Source organism: Azotobacter armeniacus (assembly GCF_054779355.1).
On the sequence record NZ_BAAGYK010000029.1, the window covers coordinates 78,131 to 96,403 of the forward strand.

Genomic DNA, 18,273 nt, shown 5'->3' on the forward strand with positions numbered 1-18,273 from the left:
TTCATGACCATCACCGAACACCAGATCGAGCAGGGCCTGCTCGCCAAGCTCGGCGACCTCAAGTACCGCTATCGCCCCGAGATCCGCGACCGAGCTGCGCTCGAAGCCAACTTTCGCGAAAAGTTCCAGCAGCTCAACCGCGTCAATCTCACCGATGAGGAGTTCTCGCGCCTGCTGGAAGAGATTGTTACCCCCGACGTTTTCACCGCCGCGCAAACGCTGCGCATGCGCAATAGTTTTATTCGCGAAGATGGCACGCCACTGAACTACACCCTCGTCAACATCGAAGACTGGTGCAAGAACAGTTTCGAGGTTGTAAATCAGCTGCGGATCAATACCGACAACAGCCACCACCGCTTTGACGTCATCCTGCTCATCAACGGGGTGCCAGTAGTGCAGATTGAGCTAAAGACGTTGGGCCTCAACCCGCGCCGCGCTATCGAGCAGATCGTCGAGTACAAAAACGACCCTGGCAACGGCTTCACCCGCACGCTGTTGTGCTTCATGCAGGTGTTTATTGTCAGCAACCGCGATTCCACCTACTACTTCGCCAACAACAACGCCCGGCACTTCAGCTTTAACTCAGACGAGCGCTTCCTGCCCATTTACCAATTTGCTGCGCTTGACAACACCAGGATCACCGGGCTGGATAAGTTTGCCGATGCCTTCCTGCCCAAGTGCACACTCGGCCAGATGATCAGCCGTTACATGGTGCTGGTCGCCAGTGAACAGAAGTTGCTCATGATGCGGCCCTACCAGATCTATGCCGTCAAGAACATCGTCAAGTGCATCGAAGAAAACAGCGGTAACGGCTACATCTGGCACACCACCGGCAGCGGCAAGACGCTCACCAGCTTCAAGGCCTCCACTCTGCTCAAGGCCAATCCGACCATTGAAAAGTGCCTGTTCGTGGTCGATCGCAAAGACCTCGATCGGCAGACCCGCGAGGAATTCAACCGTTTCCAAGAAGGCTGCGTCGAGAGCAACACCAACACTGGCGAGCTCGTCCGCCGCATGCTGTCGGACGATGCGGCCGACAAGGTTATCGTCTGCACCATTCAGAAGCTCGGCCTGGCGCTGGACGAGGGCAGCAAACGCAACAAGAGCCGCGAAAAGCGTGGGCTTGCCACCTATGCCGAGCAGCTCGAAGCGCTGCGCGACAAACGCATCGTCTTCATCTTCGACGAATGCCACCGTTCGCAATTCGGTGATAACCATCAGGCCATCAAGGCGTTCTTCCCCAAGGCCCAGCTTTTCGGCTTCACCGGCACGCCTATCTTCGAGGCCAATGCCAGCGTCAAGCAGATCAGCGGTGAAACCCAGACACTCAAGACCACGCAGGACCTCTTCCAACAGTCCCTGCACGAATACACCATTTCCAACGCGATTGAAGACTGTAACGTCCTGCGCTTTCACGTTGACTATTACAAACCTGATGGTAAGAACCCACCCAAGCCAGGTGAAACCCTGGCCAAGCGCGCCATCGTCGACGCCATCCTCGCCAAGCACGATGCCGCTACGGGCGGTCGCAAGTTCAACGCGATTCTGGCCACGGCCTCCATCAATGACGCCATCGCCTATCACACGCTATTTGAAGAGGCCCAGGCCGAGAAACTGCAGGCAAACCCCAGCTTCGTGCCGCTCAATATCGCCGCCGTATTCTCACCGCCGGGCGAGGTGAGTGCCGATGTACGGCAGTTGCAGGAAGACCTGCCCACCGAGCTGGAAGACAACAAGCAGGAACCGGACGCCAAGAAGGCAGCGCTGCAAGCCATTATCACCCACTACAACGCCCGCTTCGGTACGAACCACCGCATCGAGGAGTTCGACCTCTACTATCAAGACGTGCAGCAGCGCATCAAGGATCAGCAATGGCCCGATTCCGACCTACGCAAAGCCAACCCCAGTGCCCCGCAACACAAGATCGACATCACCATAGTCGTCGACATGCTGCTCACCGGCTTCGACAGCAAGTACCTCAACACGCTCTACGTCGATAAAAACCTCAAGCACCACGGCCTCATTCAGGCCTTCAGCCGCACCAACCGCGTGTTGAATGACACCAAACCCTTCGGCCACATCCTCGACTTCCGTGGACAGCAAGACGCGGTGGATGCGGCCATCGCGCTTTTCTCCGGCGCGAAGGCCGATGAGGCGCGCAAGATCTGGCTGGTGGACAAAGCCCCCGCCGTCATCGAAAAGCTGCAAGAAGCCGCACTCGGCCTGCACAGCTTCATGGAGGCATATGGGCTTTCAGGCAAGCCCGAAGAGATCGCCACGCTCAAGGGCGACGAAGCCCGCATCGGTTTTGTCGAAGCCTTCAAGCAAGTGCAGAAGCTGCAAACCCAGCTCGACCAGTACACCGACCTCACGCCCGAGCAGGAAGCCACTATCCAGACCATCCTGCCGCCGGACGAACTCAACGCCTTCCGTGGCCAGTACCTCGAGACGGCCAGACGCCTGCGGGACGAGCGGGCCAAGCCCGGTGATGACAAGCGCGAGGAGCTGGAGCAGCTTGATTTCGAGTTCGTGCTCTTCGCTTCCGCCACCATTGATTACGACTACATCATGAAGCTTATCGCCGACTTCTCCACCAAGAAGCCTGGCAAAGCCACCATGAGCCGCGAACAACTGGTCAGCCTGATCGCGAGCGACGCCAAATTTATCGACGAGCGCGAGGACATCACCGAGTACGTCATGAGCCTCAAGGCCGGCGAGGGCCTGGACGAGCGCGCCATACGTGCCGGTTACCAGCAATTCAAGGCGGTGAAGGCCGCCCGCGAGCTGACCGAGCTCGCCGCCAAACACGGTTTGCCCACTGCGGCATTGCAGAGCTTTGTGGATGGCGTGCTGGAGCGCCGCATCTTCGACGGCGAACAACTCACCGAATTACTCGCTCCGCTGGAGCTAGGGTGGAAGGCCCGCACGCAGAAGGAACTGGCCTTGATGAGCGAGCTGGTGCCGATGCTGAAGAAGCGCGCAGGAGGCAGGGATATCTCGGGCCTCCAGGCGTACGAGGATTGACGCGTGACAAAGAAAAAAGAAACAGCAACGGCGCCGAAGCTACGTTTTCCTGAGTTCGTCGGGCAAGCCCCGCGGGAAGTTCAGCTCTGTGAGGTGACAGCAGAGAGCAGGGTTCGCAATGGCGATGGGCTCCCGGCAAAGGCCGTGATGGGAGTTTCCAAAGTGCTCGGCATCGTTCCGATGGAGGAGCGCGTCGTCTCTTTGGACATCACTCGATACAAGGTGGTGAAAAAGAACTGGTTCGCCTACAACCCGATGCGACTCAACATCGGCTCCATTGCTCGCTGGCATGGCGATGCAGACATCCTCGTCAGTCCCGACTATGTCGTATTTCGGTGCCTTGATGAGCCAGAGTCTGGGATCAGACCCGACTATCTGGATCAATTTCGACAATCAGCTGTGTGGGATGCTTTCGTAAGTGAAGGCGGCGACGGCGGAGTGCGAGTTCGTATTTACTACCAGGACCTTGCCCGACTTGAAATAGCTCTCCCTGCGCGGGCCGAGCAACAAAAGATCGCCGACTGCCTGACCTCGCTGGACGAGCTAATTGCCGCTCAGGGACAGAAAGTCGAGGCCTTGAAGACTTACACGCGCATCCTGATGCAGCAGCTCTTCCCCCGTGAAGGTGAAACTCTTCCCCGCCTCCGCCTCTCCGAGTTCTGCGATGCGCCGGAGTGGGAGTCGACAACTTTGGATGCTCTGGTTGATTTCCAGTCCGGTGGTACGCCCTCGAAGGCCAATCCTGCATTCTGGAATGGTTCGATTCCGTGGGTCTCTGCCAAAGATATGAAGCGACTCTTCTTAGACGACTCGGAGAACCACATTTCGGCCTCTGCTGTCGATGTCGGAGCTAAGGTGGTTCCTGCGGGTACAGTGCTCATGCTGACGCGAGGCATGACATTGCTTAAAGATGTGCCCATTTGCGTATTACGTCGCGAGATGAGCTTCAATCAAGACGTAAAAGCTCTGCGTCCAAAGGACAAAACGGAAGGCCTTTTCGTGGCGCTCTTGCTTCTTGGAAATAAGCAGCGTTTGTTGAAGATGGTCGACATTGCTGGCCACGGAACTGGCAAGCTGAATACTGACGAACTGAAGGCTCTAGAGCTAATGACGCCGAAGCCAGCCGAGCAGCAGCGGATTGCCGAGTTTCTCTCTTCCCTGGATGTTCAGATTGAAGCCGAGGCGAAAAAGCTCGCCGTGCTGAATATCCACAAAAATGGCCTGATGCAGCAACTCTTCCCGTCCTTGGAGGGCACCAAATGACGCTCGACGAAATCGCCAAGACACTTCGGGATGACGCTGCGCGGATCACGCTCGCGTATGCCTTCAACGCAACCGGAAAGACGCAGCTCAGCGTGGCGTACAAGAACGCGACCAAGCAAGCTGACGGCAGCCACGTCGGGGTCTACTACAACGCCTACAGCGAAGACCTCTTTATGTGGGACAACGATGAAGAGAACGATGGGGCCGATGTGCGGCTGACCGTGCGGCCCAGCAGCCTCAGCAGATTCCATACCTTGCTGACCGAAGACAACATCCGCGACAAGCTCAAGGCCTACAAACCGAAGTTCGGATTCGCGCTCAACCTGTATGAGGACGATCCGGAGAAGGGAATCGAGTCAATTTCATTCTTCATTCCGAACCAGAATCCAGACGTGCCTCAGCAGCCTATCAAAATCTCGCGGGGTGAGGAGCGGATCTTCGTTTGGTGTTTCTTTCTCGCGCTGTTCGAGGTTGAAGGTTGGGCCGACAAGCAGTCGAGCCACTTCTTTATCGATGACCCAGTGTCCAGCCTCGACGATCACAACATTTTTGTCACGGCTGCGACCCTGTTGGATCTCATCGAGAGTCAGTTCGAGAAGCGCAAGATCATCGTCACCACGCACCACATTGGATTGTTCTCGATCCTGAGCGATTGGCTTAGCAAGGGTGAGAAAAGCAGTAAGTTCAAGAGGCACACAAAGCACTACATCCTTAGTGTGAAATCGGGCGAGCTTGAGCTGGAGAAGTGTGAGAAGGATGTGTTTCTGTACCACCTGCGAGTGCTCCAGGTCCTGTCCAACGCCCACAAAGCCAATGAGATCCGGGCATACCACTTCGCGATGCTCCGGCAGGTTCTGGAGAATGTGGCGTCTTTTCTCGGCGTTGGGCAGTTTAGCTATGTGCTGAATCAGATCGGTATCACCGACCCCAATCGGGCGGCGGATATCGTCAATGCCCTATCGCACAAGAAGGTCTACTACTACGAGTCGGACATCGTTGTTGAAGATAACTTGAAAATTTTTGATGAGGTCATGAGTAGGCTCATTGAAAAGTACAACTTCGTTTTACATGCGGATGCGGCCTGACGCATGAGCGAATTGATCCTCTACACCACCGAAGACGGGCGCAGCCAGATCAAGCTACGAGCCAAGGATCGGACGGTCTGGCTCTCGCAACGCGAAATGGCTGAACTGTTCGACGTAAGCACCGACAACGTCAGCCTGCACCTGAAGAATATCTTTGAAGATGGCGAGCTGAGCCGCGAGGCAACTACCGAGGAATCCTCGGTAGTTCGAACCGAAGGCGCCCGCCAAGTACAGCGTAAGGTCACGCTCTACAACTTGGACGCCATTCTGGCCGTGGGTTACCGGGTGCGCTCACCGCGTGGGGTGCAGTTCCGTCGCTGGGCCTCTACGGTGCTCAAGGAGTATCTGCTCAAGGGATTCGTACTGGACGACGAACGTCTGAAGAACCCGGATGGCCGTCCGGACTACTTCGACGAGATGCTCGCGCGCATCCGGGACATCCGCGCCTCGGAAAAGCGCTTCTATCAAAAGGTGCGCGACCTGTTTGCGCTGAGCAGCGACTACGACAAGACCGACCAGGCGACGCAGACCTTTTTTGCCACAGTACAGAACCTGCTCCTCTACGCGGTGACGCAACAAACGGCCGCCGAACTGATTACGACCCGTGCCAATCCTGACGATCAGTACTTCGGTCTTATGCATTGGCAAGGTGCCAAGGTACGCAAGCAGGACATCCTGATCGCCAAAAACTACCTGACCGCAGATGAAATCGACACTCTGAACCGGCTGGTGGTGATCTTTTTGGAAACGGCCGAGCTACGCACCAAGCGCCGCGAGGCAATCCTCATGAGTTTCTGGCGCCAGAACGTGGATCAGATCATCAGCAGCAACGGTTTTCCGCTGCTCACCCATGCCGGCAAGGTGAGCCACGCGCAGATGGAGCGTGCCACCAACGCGTTTTACCTCGACTATGACCAGCGCCGCAAACAGGACGAGGCACGTCAGGCCGATACGCAAGACGACGCCGAACTCAAGGCACTAGAAAATACACTCAAGAAACGACCCAAACCATGACCGAACAAGACCAGAAACAGCTAGGCAAAACCCTCTGGGCAATTGCCGACCAATTGCGCGGGTCGATGAACGCCGACGACTTCCGCGATTACATGCTGTCTTTCCTCTTTCTGCGCTACCTCTCGGATAACTACGAACAGGCCGCGAAAAAAGAGTTGGGGCCGGATTATCCGAAGCTGGCAGAGGGACAGACGAGTTCGCCACTCTCGCAGTGGTATGACGCAAACCCGGGTGATGTAGTCGAGTTCGAGAAGCAAATGCGCCGCAAGGTGCACTATGTGATCAAACCCGATTATCTGTGGGAGAGCATTGCCCACCAGGCTAAGACCCAGAGCGGTAAGCTGCTCGACACCCTGCAAACTGGTTTCAAGTACATCGAGAACGAGTCCTTCCAGAGCAACTTCCAGGGCTTGTTTTCAGAGATCAACCTTGCGTCTGACAAGCTGGGCCGTCAGTACTCGGATCGCAACGATAAACTGTGCTCGATCATCTCGGAACTGGCGCGTGGCATGTCGCTGTTCTCCACCGATACCGACACGCTGGGCGATGCCTACGAGTACCTGATCGGGCAGTTTGCGGCGGGTTCGGGCAAGAAGGCGGGCGAGTTCTACACGCCGCAGCAGGTCTCGAAAATTCTGTCGGCCATCGTCACGCTCGACGGCCAGGCGCCCGAGACCGGTCCGCGCAAGAAGCTGGAAAGCGTGTTCGACTTCGCCTGTGGCTCGGGTTCGCTGCTGCTGAACATCCGGCATCGCATGAAGGACGCAGGCGGCAATATCGGCAAGATTTACGGGCAGGAATACAACGTCACCACTTACAACCTGGCGCGCATGAATATGCTGTTGCACGGGGTGAAGGACACCGAGTTCGAGATCTACCACGGCGACACGCTGACCAATGCCTGGGACTTCCTGCGCGAGACCAATCCGGCGAAGAAGCCGCAGTTTGACGCGGTGGTGGCCAATCCGCCGTTCAGCTATCGCTGGGACCCGAGCGACGCCATCAGCGAAGACATGCGCTTCAAAAATCATGGTGTGGCACCCAAGAGTGCGGCGGATTTCGCCTTTTTGCTGCACGGGCTGCACTACCTTAAAGACGATGGTGTGATGGCCATCATACTGCCGCACGGCGTGCTGTTCCGTGGCGGTGCGGAAGAGCGTATTCGCCGCAAGCTACTGCAGGATGGACACATCGATACCGTAATCGGGCTACCGGCTAACCTGTTTTATTCAACGGGTATCCCGGTCTGCATCCTGGTGCTGAAAAAGTGCAAGAGATCGGACGATGTGCTGTTTATCAACGCGGCCGAGCACTTCGAGAAGGGTAGGCGCCAGAACCAGCTGGCAGACCGACACATCGACAAGTTTATCGATACCTACAAGCACCGTCCCGCGGAAGTGCCGCGCTATGCGCGACGGGTAAGCATGCAAGAGATCGAGAAGAATGATTTCAACCTGAATATCTCGCGCTACGTCAGCACGGCAGTGGCCGATGAAGAGATAGACCTGACGGCCGTGCATGCCGAGCTTGTGGCACTGGATCAGAAGATCAAGACCGCCACCGATAAACACAATGAGTTCCTCAAGGAACTTGGGCTGCCACCGCTGCCCTACGGCTCCGAGGTATCACGATAAGTACCGCGATTTGGTTCTTGCGGGCTCGCACGGCGGGTTCAAATCCATTATGAGGAATTTGAACCCAATACACCACCGCTCCACCGCCACAAGATATCGCTGAAAGTCAGTGAGTCGTTTTCCGCGCTCTTGACGTTCGAGCAGGTGCACAACGTGCCGGCCGGCGTTTGTCACAGGCTTGAGGTCAAGGCGTTGCATAGCCTTTCGACGTGGCTGATCCCGAATCGGTGGACAGACCAATATCCGAAGTCAGCTTTTGGCCGCTTGTTGCCTGACGCGACTGGCAGGTTTGGGTCGTTCTGAGCCGGTCGAGCGGCCTGTGCAAGTGGTCACTCTCTTTGCAATGCATGGTCATCTCGAATGCAAATGACTGGGTCAATGGCAATGCAAAACTGTGGTCAGATGAGGTGCAATTTCGCAACGGGGCAGCCCTCAGCAGCCCGCCGCTACCTTCGTCTATTTCGATCTATTTCAGATGCTGGGCCTCGCACGCGCGCGTATTGCTCTCAAAACTCGGGCAGGTGCTCTGCAAGCAGCTTGCTGGCCAAGCTCGCGCGCGACGACTGGTCTCGAAATCATCAAAGCCAGCCGCCTTTCAGGACTCCGAAAATCAGCAGTGGCTTATGCGGCCCCCAGGCGCTGCCGGTCTGCCAGGTCGCGCGCCAGCTTCTCCTCGATGGCCAGGCGCACGAACTCCGAACGGTTGCCCCTGGCCGGATGCTTGCTACCGAAGGGCTTGCCGATCAGCTCGTCGATGGCCTCCACGGTATCGACCTCTACGGACACGATCAGGCGGGTCTTGGACTGGTCCTTGAATAACCGGTTCTTGCTCATCTCTTACTCCTCAACGCTAACTCCAGAAATCCAGATCATGACAGCCGGCGGCAGGGCTCAACTCCAGGGGGTGCTGTCATAGATGGCGCGCAGCTCAGCACCGACGGCGCAGTGGCGACCAAGGGGCGCATAGCAGGCGCGACAGGCGAAGATATGGGCATGGTACTGGTCGCGCGTCTCTCGCCACGCTGGCGACGCCGTAGCGGCTGTGCGGATGACGTGCTGCGGCTCGTCGTCGGCAGAGGGGGGCATTTCACCCCCCTCCTGGCCGTCCCCGCACTGCGCAAGCAGGTAGCTCGGCGCGCTGGCGACCTCCACCAGGGGCGCGGCGCTGGTCGGCACCGGGGTCAGGCTGAGGACCAAATCAAGCAAAGCTCCCATTCGCATTGTCCTTTGCTGTTTTTGCGTGGGGACGCTGGGGGCGATGGGGACAGCCAGTAACGGCGCGGCCTCCAGCCGTCCCCAGTGCCTTGTTGCCGGCGGGGGCACTGGGGACACGACGCGGAAGGGGCGAGAGTTTGTCCCCACCGGCACCAGTCGTTTTTATGGGGTGGGGACGCCTGCAAGCCGCGTGGTTGCTGGCTGCCCCCATCGCCCCCAGCGTCCCCAGCCGAAAACAACAAAACGCAATCACGTCTAGGGCTCCAGGCGAGCCGGGTCGATGAAATACAGCTTCACCTTGCTGCCATCAGGAAGGCGCTTGGTTGCCTGTGCTCGACCGGCATCCCGCTTGGCGATGGCCCCTACGCTGTCGAGGGCGCGTACCACGCGGGCCGGCTCGAACCCTTTGGCGGCGTCCTCCAGGCCGCTGCGGGTGAACAGGAACAGGCACCCCTCTTCCGGTCGCTCCTCCCAGTAGCCGGCCCGGTCGCGCACCGCCTCGGCACCGTCCTTGATGGACTGGAAGCGAGAGCCGCCATGACGGTCGATGAAGTCGGCAATGGCCTTGAGTATCTGGCGGTCCTCGCTCGGGCCTTCGCCGTGTCTTGCCTGCCAGCCCTCGAACAGCTCCACCATGCTGGCGATGCTTTCGCCTTTCTCCATCGGCAGCAGCCCCACGCCTGTAGCCAGCTCTAGCGCCAGGGCGACGATGGCGAAGCGTTCGGCCACGCGGGCAGGTTGCCCAGGATCGGCGGTGAAATGCGCCTTGATGGCCTCCAGCATGGTCGGCAGGTTGCTCAGGTCGCCGCTGTCGATCAGCTTCCGCACGAAGGCCGGGCCGGCATGTCCGTAGTGGGTGGTGCTGGTGCGCTTGAGCGCATCGGACAGGTTGGCACCATCGGAATAGCCGTGTAGATCGTCCCAAGCGCCGAAGCGGCGGCCAGCCGATACCGTGACCAAGCGGACCTCCTGCCCAGCACGGATGCGCTTGCCGGCCTCTGCCATTTTGGTTTCGAGAGTGATTTCGCCGCTCGACAGCAGCATCACCCGCCAGCGGCGAACCTTGCGGGCAGCGCTCGAACGTCCGGCGCGCTGCTTGCCAGTGCCGTCGGCGACCGCATACACCACGTCGCCGACATAACGCCCGTCGGCGATGCCCAGCTCGTCCAGCGCCAGCAGGCTGTCGTTGCGCAGGGCGGCGATGCCCTCCAGGCCGTTGGCGGTAGCACTCCACTTCAGGGTGAACTGCTTCGCATGCCCCCATACCGAGGCGGAGCACTCCACGGCGGTGGATTTGCCATTGGAGCTGTCCCATAGCAGGTGAAAGCCTCCGCCCGTGTGGATGCCAAGGTGATATAGCAGCGGACCGGCGAGGGCAGTACCGACCGTCAGTTGCAGGATGGGATTGCCCGGCAGCAGGGCGCCGATGCCGTCGCGCCAGCCTTCGAGCGTGCCGGCCTTGCCGTAGTCGCCGTCGACGGCACTTTCGGCCTGATAGATGGCGTCACCCTTGCCGATGTTGTCGGCGGGAGTGATGAATAGTTCGGAGCCATGCCATCCGGTCGCGGTTGCGGCGGTGATCCGCGCCTTCGGATGCTGGCTGGAGATATACCGGGGCACCTGCGCGCGACGCTGATAGTCGATTTCCAGCCCCATGCCCATCAACATGGCCAGGATGCCCTCGGGCTTGCCGGCTAGCAGTTCGCCGGGCATGGCCCAGGTCAACCAGCGGTCATCGAGGTTGCGAAACCGCAGCAGACGCCCGTAGTCGGCATCCTTCGCCTCGCTGCGGGTCACGGCCTCTACATGCAAGGGGCCGCACAGCCATTCGTTGACGGGCGTCTCACCGCCTTCGCTGTCGCGCCGAGCGCCATGGAACCAGACGCCGGGGCGCAGCTTCTCGCCGTCCAGGGTGATGCCATGGTCGTAGACGCGATAGCAGGGGCGCATTAGTGGTGCCGAGCCTGCCTCGGGGATCAGCTGGGTTACATTGGTCGCGGTCATTAGAGGTTGGCCTCCCGCCACTGGCGCAGATCGTTGAAGTCGGACAGGGACAGCGGTTCATCGCCACTCCAGGGTGGGAACACCACGCCACAGCCGAGCATGTCGGCGGCATGGTTGGCGGCGGTGCGTCCGGGGTTGCCCTTGCCTTCGGTCTCGGTCTGGCGGTCGTCGTCGCCGGCGATAACCAGCACGGCATCGGGGTAGCGGCGGCGCAGGCACTGCCCGACCGCAAGCAGATTGCCGGCATTCATGGCGCAAGCCACGGCGGCGCCGTTGTGCTCGTGGATCGTCGCTCCGGTCGCCCAGCCCTCGCAGATGTAAAGCGGCTTGCCGGCCTCGATCCGGCCCAGCGGCGAATAGGCGCCCTTCACCTTGCCGCCGGACAGGAAGCGCTTGCCGCCATCCGGGGCGATGCGTTGCAGGTTTGCCACACACCCGGCATAGATCAGCGGAACCAGCAATTCCTCGCCGCTCTGGCGCAGGCCGTGGGGCTTCACGCCCTTGGCGGCCAGATAGGGATGGATGGGATCGGCGTGGCCAGCATCCTGCCACAGACGGTCGGCGCGCTCGGCTGCGGCCTGCTGGCGCTGGTGTTGCTCGGCATCGGCCTGCTGCTGGCGCTGCTTCCGGTGGCGGGCGATGCGCTGGCGCTCGGCCTCTTCTTGCAGGAAATCGCGCTTCGGCTTGCTGTCTACGGGAATGCCCAGGCGGTCGGCGATCATCAAGGCGGCATCCATCTGCCCGCACCTACGCAGGTAGGCGAGCAGCGACACGAGGTCGCCACCGCCGTCGCCGCTGGCGAAGTCATGCCAGGTGCCGTCGCGCATGCTGATGCTGAACGATCCCGGATGGCGGTCGCCGCGTACCGGGTTGGTAGGCCAGTACTCTTTGCCCTTGCGCTTGCCATCCGGCAGCCATTCGGCGAGGAGGCTGTCTATGGCGACGAGGGCGGCCTCTGCGATGCGTTGGATATCGACGTGAAGAGACATTAGCGCGAGCCCTCCAGCGATTCGACCTTGGCAATCAGGACCACGGCGATGCTCTCCGCCAGGGCCTGCCATTCCACGTAGGCATGGCTCCAGTCGGGGTCGGCGGAAGTCATGCCGGAAAGGCGGTGAAATGCCTCCCCGGCGGGGCGGACGCGCTCAAGCTGCGAGTCGGTGAAAATCAGGCGGCCTTCAGCCATGGCGGGCCACCTCGATCAGAATCAGGGCGGCAAGCGCCAGCAACCCGATGTTGATCGCCAAGGCAAGCGGGCCGCTCTCCAGGTCGGCGGGGGCTTTCTTGAGGCCGACAGGGGCCTGCGCCGCCTTCCGGCAGCTTTTCGGGTGGGGCATGGGTCAGTCCTCGCGCTTGAGGGTATTGCGGCGGCAGTTGAGGTCTTTGCCGGTGTCGGTCAGCGTGGAAATCAGGTCTCCCAGGCTTTCGAGCATCCAGCCGACGCTGGTCACGGCATCCTCATTCAGCCCGGTCTTACCGTTCGAGGCGGTACAGGCCAGCAAATTGCCGATGCCGGAAATTCCGTTGGCCAGCGTGCAAACGTATTGATCGACGGCCTTTCCGGCGGCCTTCAACTGCTCCGGGGTCATGGCCTGGATGGCTTCGTAATTCGGAAGCAGGTCATTCCAGTTCGGGTCGCTCATGCCAGCACCTCCTGAGCTTCCAGGGCGCGAGCCTTGGCCATGCGCGCGTTGTAGCGCTTGAGGCGAACGGACAGGGAGGAGTCGGCACGCAGGGCAGCCAAGGCCATGGCGCGATGCGCGGCGGCACGTTGCCGGAGTGCGGACGGATTGAGGGCGGGGTCGTGCTTCATGGGGTACAGCTCCTGTTACTTGGTTGGAGCTGCCGCCGACCGTCGCCAAACGGTCATTGGTGGCAGCTGTGCGCGGGTTGGCGAACCGGGGTAACAGGAACCCGGCAGACCCGAAGGTCTCCCGCGCACAGCCGCCATAACACGGCACTGCGGGCACAAAAAAAGCGCCTGCAATGGTCATGGGGGCGCTTGTGCGCCTGTTACTGATCGGGTCGCCAAACCCGGCCACGGGACTTACCGTGACGGGCGCAGGATAGTGCCGGTCGATGGCCAGTGCAACCCCCGGTTTCAGGCTGGCAATCGTCATCAATGCAAACCCTCCAGCGCTTCATGGTTCTGCAGGCGTGCCGCGTCGATTGCCCTCATCAGCACGTCACGGCCCAGCCCCTTGGCTTGCAGGATCGTCGCCAGGCTCAGGAACGCGGCGAAAGTGACTACCTCCGTGGGGGTGTCGCTGGCGCCGGCGTAGTCGACGATCAGCGGCAGGAGCTGCTCCAGGATGAAATCCTCGTGGTCCTCGACGCGGTGTCCGGTATAGGTCGTCATGCGGCGCGGCCTCCCAGCAGCAGGGCACCGACGCCCGTCATGTAGGCCAGTACTGCGGCCTTCGCCTTGCGGAACGCCTCGTGGTGATCGTCGCCGCGCTCAAGGCTGGCATGCAGATGGTTTCGCCAGACCGCCTGAAGCGTCGTCAGCAACAGCCGCTGCTCGATGGTCAGCGTGTCGCGCTCGCCGCTGGCAATCCCCATGACGGCGTTCAGGGCCTTGTTGGCGTTGATGTGAAACATGCGCTCCGGCGTGTTGCTGCCACACTCCTTGGCGCGCCGGGCCAGGGCGGCCACCTCGTCGTGCATGGCGTGGTAGAGCGGCAGGTACTGCGCGTCCGTCACGTTGGAGCGGTCGCGGGCCTCGCGGAAGGCAGCGATCAGGTCTGCCTTCAAATCCACCACGATGTCGGTATTCCGCGACAGTGACAGCAGGAAGTAGCACTGGTCCTCGTTCAGCAGGGCATAGCGCTCGGCCTTGCCGCCGCCTTGAACCCGCTTACCAACCTCCGTTTGAAACGGAAGATGGCCGAAGCGCTTGAACTTGGCGGCATAGCGCTCGATCAGGTCCATGGAGTTCTTGTGCTGGTTGCCCAACTGCTTGGCCAGCAGACGGCTATCCGCCCGCGCTTCGCCCTTGAACTGGACCAGGGTAATGGCGTTGTTCATGCCGCCACCTCCTTGCGGCCCTTGGCCGGCTTGTTCAGCAGCGCCAGCACGGTACGGGCGCGCTGGTGCTGGCTCTCCGGCAGGCTGTAGCGGGTCACGTCGCAGGGGGCGCCCCAGCGGTTGGGCACCTTCTCCGGCTGGCGCTCGAAGGTCAAGCCGTAGCGCTCCAGGGCGGGGATGGTAGAGTTCAGGCAGGTATCGCCTACCTTGTTCGCAGCCTCGAAGCGGTTTAGGTCGCCGAAGTGGCGGAAGTACACCAGGGCGCGGGCGATCTTGGTCGGGGCCTTGCCCAGCAGTTCGGCAGGGCTCGTGCTTTCTTCAGGCAAGCCGGTAGCGCCCCCAGCCTTCTGGCAGGGTTGTTTGATCGGCATGGATTAAGCCTCCTGCTGAGTCAGGAAGGCTTCGACGGCTTCAGTAGGCCAGCGAACCGAGCGACCAAAGCGGACAGCGGCCGGAAAGCCGGCAGTCTTCGACCAGCGCCACCAGGTTGTGCGGCTGACTTGGTAGCGACAGCAGAGCTGTTCGGTCGTGGCGTAGGCACCGGGAATCAGCAGGTTGGATGCTGCGGTGTTGCGGGTGGCGGTTTGCGCCATAAATGGGTTCTCCAACTGAATTGAAAAACCCGAGGGGGAGGCGAACAGAAATCCACCTGTGCCGCTGGGCAGATCATTTAAGCTGGCTTAAACGATTCGTTGCCATATATGGCCGCAGGTAATACATTCCGCTCCGAAGCACCCTGACCAACAGAAAGCTTCTTCCCTCGGGGTTGTACTGGCCTAGCTGGTGCAACAGGACGTTTGCGGCGTCCTACCCCAAAACGCCCTCGGTATTTGCGGTACCGAGGGCGTTTTCATTTCAGGGCGTCGCATCAGGTTCTGCGAACATATCAGCTATTACCAGCCATAGCGCCGGCGTTTCGCTGATGTGCAACACATGTTAAGAGGCTGGCGTAGGTCATACAAGGCAAAGCGGAAGGTGGTTGTCTGTGGATAACTTTTACCTATAAGCACCAGTTCCACCCAGTTCCACCCAGTTACACTCAATGCGAAAAAATTTAATGCCCTCTGATTATGTAACTATTTATTTCACTGCTCCTTTCTGACAGTAAAACCATGTTCTCGGCCTGCCCTCCCGCCTCTCTCAGCACCATTGCCAGCGCCTTGTCGAACAGCTCTATGGCTCGCCGCTTCTCCGGCAGAGCGGCCTCGGGATTGTTGCGGTAGTGCTTCCCTACCACGCCGGTCTGCCCGTGCGCTTGCAGCAGGTCGGATAGGTCATTGCTCACGCCATGCCTCTGCATCAGCTGGGCACAGGTGCGGCGCAGATCTCGCGGCGAGAAGATGGCCTCTGCCTCTTGTCGGTTCACCTCTTCCCCTTCGCCAGCAGCACCACGTTGCCGCCCTGCCCAACAACATCCCCCAGCACCGTAGCCAATGCCCGGTCGAACAGCTCGATGGCGCGGCGCTTCTCCGGCAGAGCGGCCTCGGGATTGTTGCGGTAGTGCCGCCCTACCACGCCGGTTTGCCCGTGCGCTTGCAGCAGGTCGGACAGGCTGTCGCTGACGCCGTGCTTCTGCATTAGTTGGGCGCAGGTCCGGCGCAGATCGCGTGGCGAGAAACTGGTGATCCGCTTCCCGTCGATGCCCGCATGATCGGACGCCAGCCAGTCGGCCACGGCATGGCGGGGACTGGAAACGACGATGTGCTGCTTTCCGGTAGTGGTCCACGGCCAGGGGTGGCAGCTATTGATCGCCCTCACCCGCTCCAGAATCTCAACAGCACGCGGCGACAGCGGGACAAGGTGCGGCCTCTCGCTGGCGCCGGCTCCGGCATCCTTGCGGCCCTTGCGATGGATCAGGCGCACGGTGCCGGCCTCCAGGTTGTAGTCATCCCATGTGGTCTGACAGATGTTGAAGATGCGCTGCCCGCCCGTGGCGATGACGAACTTGAACAGCAGCGCCATAATCGGCCCGACGCCCTCGGTGCTCTCGATGGTGGTCCAGAACCGGCGCAGCTCGGCATCCGACAGAGCACGCTCGACGGGGGCGGACACCTTCTCGACGGCGACCACGGCGGCGGGGTTGCTCTCCAGGCTGTAGCGCTTGGCATTCGCTCTGCCGACCGCGTTCTCTGCCCGAAGCCCGTGATTGAAGGCGGCAACCAGGAAAGAGCGCATCCGGTCGGCTTGTACCTTTGCCCCCCTGCTCCAGATCGGATCGAGGATGGCGAGGATATGGTCGGGACGAATGTCGCGCGCCTTCATTGCTACGATAGAGGGATGGGGCGTCAGCATGTTGGCCTGATATAGCCGTTCCAGCTCCTTGATAACGCTCGGAGTGGCCTTGCCTCGACGCGACTCGATGTAGTCGAGGAACAGGTCGCCCAGGGTACCGCGCGATGCCTCGATCTCGGCCAGGCGCTGGCGCTCAGCCTGCTCGGCCGCGGCGGCAGCCTCCTGCTTCTCGATGTACGCCTTGACGTTGCCATGCTTGGCTGCGATCTCCGCGCACTCGTTTGCCTTGCTGCGCAACTCGGCCACGGAGAAACCTGCGGATCGGGTGTCGCGCTTGTAGACACCCAACTTCAGCCTGACCTCTACTCCGTCCACGCGCTGGCGGTAGTACGCCTCGATGACACCGGACGGCCGCCGCTCGAACAGCAACGTGCCGAAGCCGCGCTTTTGGTCCTTGTCTGCCGGCTCCGAGATTTTCCCCTTTAGGTTGCGCACCTGCATATCGGTGATGCGCTTGTCATCCTTGGTCTTGCTGGCGCCCATTCTTTGCTCCCCGTTGCTCCCCGTTGAGGAGTGCGCTGTAACGGTATCTTTTGAAACGTAGGAAAACAAGAAAATGGCTGTATACCGCGTATTTATTGGGCTTTTACTTTTCTTGCGTGACGTGATGAATCGAGAAAAAACATCAGGACAAGCCGCTTGTAATCAGTAGTTCACGGGTTCGACTCCTGGTGCCGGCACCAATCAAATCAATGACTTAGGCTCGCAGCGATGCGGGCCTTTGTTGCTTCTGGGGCTTTCAACCCTATTTTGGTCACAGCTTTGGTCACAGCTTCTCAAGTGGTTGAATGCTCCCGACCCAGCAGCCGGCCATCCGCTGACGTTCATCTGGGCAGCCAGCTGGCAACGATCTCTGCGCCAGCCACAACAGACGGCCGCCAGGATGACGCACTGCTGGCGCTGGTGATCGCCGTCACTCCCTCGCCTCGGGGTAGTGCTCCCCCCAATGGTAGATGACGTTTCCGCCGCTGGTGGTGATGCGGTGATCGGCACCAGGGGGGCAGCCAGGGGGCGGTGATTCCCCGGCCCCACGCGCGCGTACTGGCTTCACCAAAAGGGGAGAAACTTCCCCTTTTCCCCCGGCCCCTCGCGTGCGTGCGCGTACTGCTCGGCATGGGTGCCTCAGATCGGGGTAGCCTTCCAGGCGATCATCCATCAGCAGCCGGCGCGGCGAACATCTCCCGAGGTCTCGGGCGATCACCACAAAAGTTTTGTGGTCAGCCCCGCGCACGGCGAACAGCTCCCGAGCTTTCGGGAACTGCCAGCAGGCTGCGGCGGGTAGACCTCCTGGGTTTTCAGGCGATCCCCACGCGCACGTGGGCGGAGATACCGGAAAACCTTCCGGCATCTATGCCTCAAGCGGGCAATAACCCATTGATCCTGCTTAACTCTGTCACGGAGACAGTTTTACCCGCCTCAGACGCCAGAACTGGCGGCAGGCTGTCCTGCTTCGGGTGCGTGGCGATCCTGCGTGAAGGGTGCGTGATGATTTCCGCTGTTTTGCTGGATACCACAGTGGATACCAGTGTCTGGATACCGTGCTTTTGCTGGCAACCTGCGTGGAACCTTGATGGAAACCAGCGCCAGCACCAGGGCGGCGATTCCCTCCACGTTATTAACGCGGCAATCAAATTCACGATATAAAGGGACATGAAAAAGATCGATGCCCGAAAGCTCTCTCGAGAAACTCAGGACCAGATGCGACGCCTGGCCAT

Annotated in this window: 20 protein-coding genes; 5 read left to right on the forward strand and 15 right to left on the reverse strand. The window is 60.3% G+C overall.

Annotated elements, in window-relative coordinates:
- Positions 1–3: 3 nt before the first annotated feature.
- From ACYVD0_RS06390 to ACYVD0_RS06410, 5 genes are read left to right on the forward strand one after another with little or no spacing between them, the layout of a single operon-like run.
- Entirely contained in the window at positions 4–3,024 is a 3,021-nt protein-coding gene (locus ACYVD0_RS06390; RefSeq protein ID WP_460426039.1) for a type I restriction endonuclease subunit R, read from the forward strand.
- Positions 3,025–3,027: 3 nt separating this feature from the next.
- Entirely contained in the window at positions 3,028–4,287 is a 1,260-nt protein-coding gene (locus ACYVD0_RS06395) for a restriction endonuclease subunit S (RefSeq protein ID WP_460426040.1), read from the forward strand.
- Positions 4,284–5,372, forward strand: a complete 1,089-nt coding sequence (locus tag ACYVD0_RS06400) for an AAA family ATPase (RefSeq protein WP_460426041.1) — start codon at positions 4,284–4,286, stop codon at positions 5,370–5,372. The genes ACYVD0_RS06395 and ACYVD0_RS06400 overlap by 4 nt, the downstream gene beginning before the upstream one ends.
- A gap of 3 nt (positions 5,373–5,375) precedes the next feature.
- A complete protein-coding gene (locus ACYVD0_RS06405; RefSeq protein WP_460426042.1) occupies positions 5,376–6,386 on the forward strand; it encodes a virulence RhuM family protein in 1,011 nt (336 codons plus the stop codon).
- Positions 6,383–8,020 carry a type I restriction-modification system subunit M gene (locus ACYVD0_RS06410; RefSeq protein ID WP_460426043.1) on the forward strand — a complete coding sequence of 546 codons (1,638 nt, stop codon included), beginning with the start codon at positions 6,383–6,385 and terminating at the stop codon, positions 8,018–8,020. Before ACYVD0_RS06405 ends, ACYVD0_RS06410 begins: the two co-directional genes overlap by 4 nt.
- 621 nt (positions 8,021–8,641) lie before the next feature.
- On the opposite strand, the gene ACYVD0_RS06415 is transcribed toward ACYVD0_RS06410, so the two are convergent.
- The 15 genes from ACYVD0_RS06415 to ACYVD0_RS06485 form a co-directional block, all read right to left on the reverse strand.
- On the reverse strand, positions 8,642–8,854 hold the full coding sequence (locus tag ACYVD0_RS06415) for a ribbon-helix-helix domain-containing protein (RefSeq protein WP_460426044.1): 213 nt from the start codon (positions 8,852–8,854) through the stop codon (positions 8,642–8,644).
- Positions 8,855–8,911: 57 nt separating this feature from the next.
- A complete protein-coding gene (locus ACYVD0_RS06420; RefSeq protein ID WP_460426045.1) occupies positions 8,912–9,235 on the reverse strand; it encodes a hypothetical protein in 324 nt (107 codons plus the stop codon).
- A 255-nt stretch (positions 9,236–9,490) separates the two neighbouring features.
- Entirely contained in the window at positions 9,491–11,239 is a 1,749-nt protein-coding gene (locus ACYVD0_RS06425) for a DUF927 domain-containing protein (protein ID WP_460426046.1), read from the reverse strand.
- Positions 11,239–12,228, reverse strand: coding sequence for a toprim domain-containing protein (locus ACYVD0_RS06430; protein WP_460426047.1), 990 nt, complete (start codon positions 12,226–12,228; stop codon positions 11,239–11,241). The genes ACYVD0_RS06425 and ACYVD0_RS06430 overlap by 1 nt, the downstream gene beginning before the upstream one ends.
- Positions 12,228–12,425 carry a hypothetical protein gene (locus ACYVD0_RS06435; protein WP_460426048.1) on the reverse strand — a complete coding sequence of 66 codons (198 nt, stop codon included), beginning with the start codon at positions 12,423–12,425 and terminating at the stop codon, positions 12,228–12,230. The genes ACYVD0_RS06430 and ACYVD0_RS06435 overlap by 1 nt, the downstream gene beginning before the upstream one ends.
- The gene (locus ACYVD0_RS06440) at positions 12,418–12,576 is read right to left on the reverse strand and encodes a hypothetical protein (RefSeq protein ID WP_460426049.1); all 159 of its coding nucleotides are present in this window, start codon (positions 12,574–12,576) and stop codon (positions 12,418–12,420) included. Before ACYVD0_RS06440 ends, ACYVD0_RS06435 begins: the two co-directional genes overlap by 8 nt.
- A 3-nt stretch (positions 12,577–12,579) precedes the next feature.
- Positions 12,580–12,882, reverse strand: coding sequence for a hypothetical protein (locus ACYVD0_RS06445; protein WP_460426050.1), 303 nt, complete (start codon positions 12,880–12,882; stop codon positions 12,580–12,582).
- Positions 12,879–13,052, reverse strand: coding sequence for a hypothetical protein (locus ACYVD0_RS06450; RefSeq protein WP_460426051.1), 174 nt, complete (start codon positions 13,050–13,052; stop codon positions 12,879–12,881). Before ACYVD0_RS06450 ends, ACYVD0_RS06445 begins: the two co-directional genes overlap by 4 nt.
- Before the next feature lie 306 nt (positions 13,053–13,358).
- Positions 13,359–13,598, reverse strand: a complete 240-nt coding sequence (locus tag ACYVD0_RS06455; RefSeq protein WP_460426052.1) for a hypothetical protein — start codon at positions 13,596–13,598, stop codon at positions 13,359–13,361.
- Entirely contained in the window at positions 13,595–14,266 is a 672-nt protein-coding gene (locus ACYVD0_RS06460; protein ID WP_460426053.1) for a Rha family transcriptional regulator, read from the reverse strand. The genes ACYVD0_RS06455 and ACYVD0_RS06460 overlap by 4 nt, the downstream gene beginning before the upstream one ends.
- A complete protein-coding gene (locus tag ACYVD0_RS06465) occupies positions 14,263–14,637 on the reverse strand; it encodes a hypothetical protein (protein ID WP_460426054.1) in 375 nt (124 codons plus the stop codon). The genes ACYVD0_RS06460 and ACYVD0_RS06465 overlap by 4 nt, the downstream gene beginning before the upstream one ends.
- A gap of 3 nt (positions 14,638–14,640) precedes the next feature.
- Entirely contained in the window at positions 14,641–14,859 is a 219-nt protein-coding gene (locus ACYVD0_RS06470; protein WP_460426055.1) for a helix-turn-helix transcriptional regulator, read from the reverse strand.
- A gap of 461 nt (positions 14,860–15,320) precedes the next feature.
- Positions 15,321–15,632, reverse strand: coding sequence for a site-specific integrase (locus ACYVD0_RS06475; RefSeq protein ID WP_460426056.1), 312 nt, complete (start codon positions 15,630–15,632; stop codon positions 15,321–15,323).
- Entirely contained in the window at positions 15,629–17,041 is a 1,413-nt protein-coding gene (locus ACYVD0_RS06480; protein WP_460426057.1) for a tyrosine-type recombinase/integrase, read from the reverse strand. The genes ACYVD0_RS06475 and ACYVD0_RS06480 overlap by 4 nt, the downstream gene beginning before the upstream one ends.
- Before the next feature lie 933 nt (positions 17,042–17,974).
- A partial coding sequence (locus ACYVD0_RS06485; protein ID WP_460426058.1) for a hypothetical protein occupies positions 17,975–18,273 on the reverse strand: 299 nt, incomplete at its 5' end.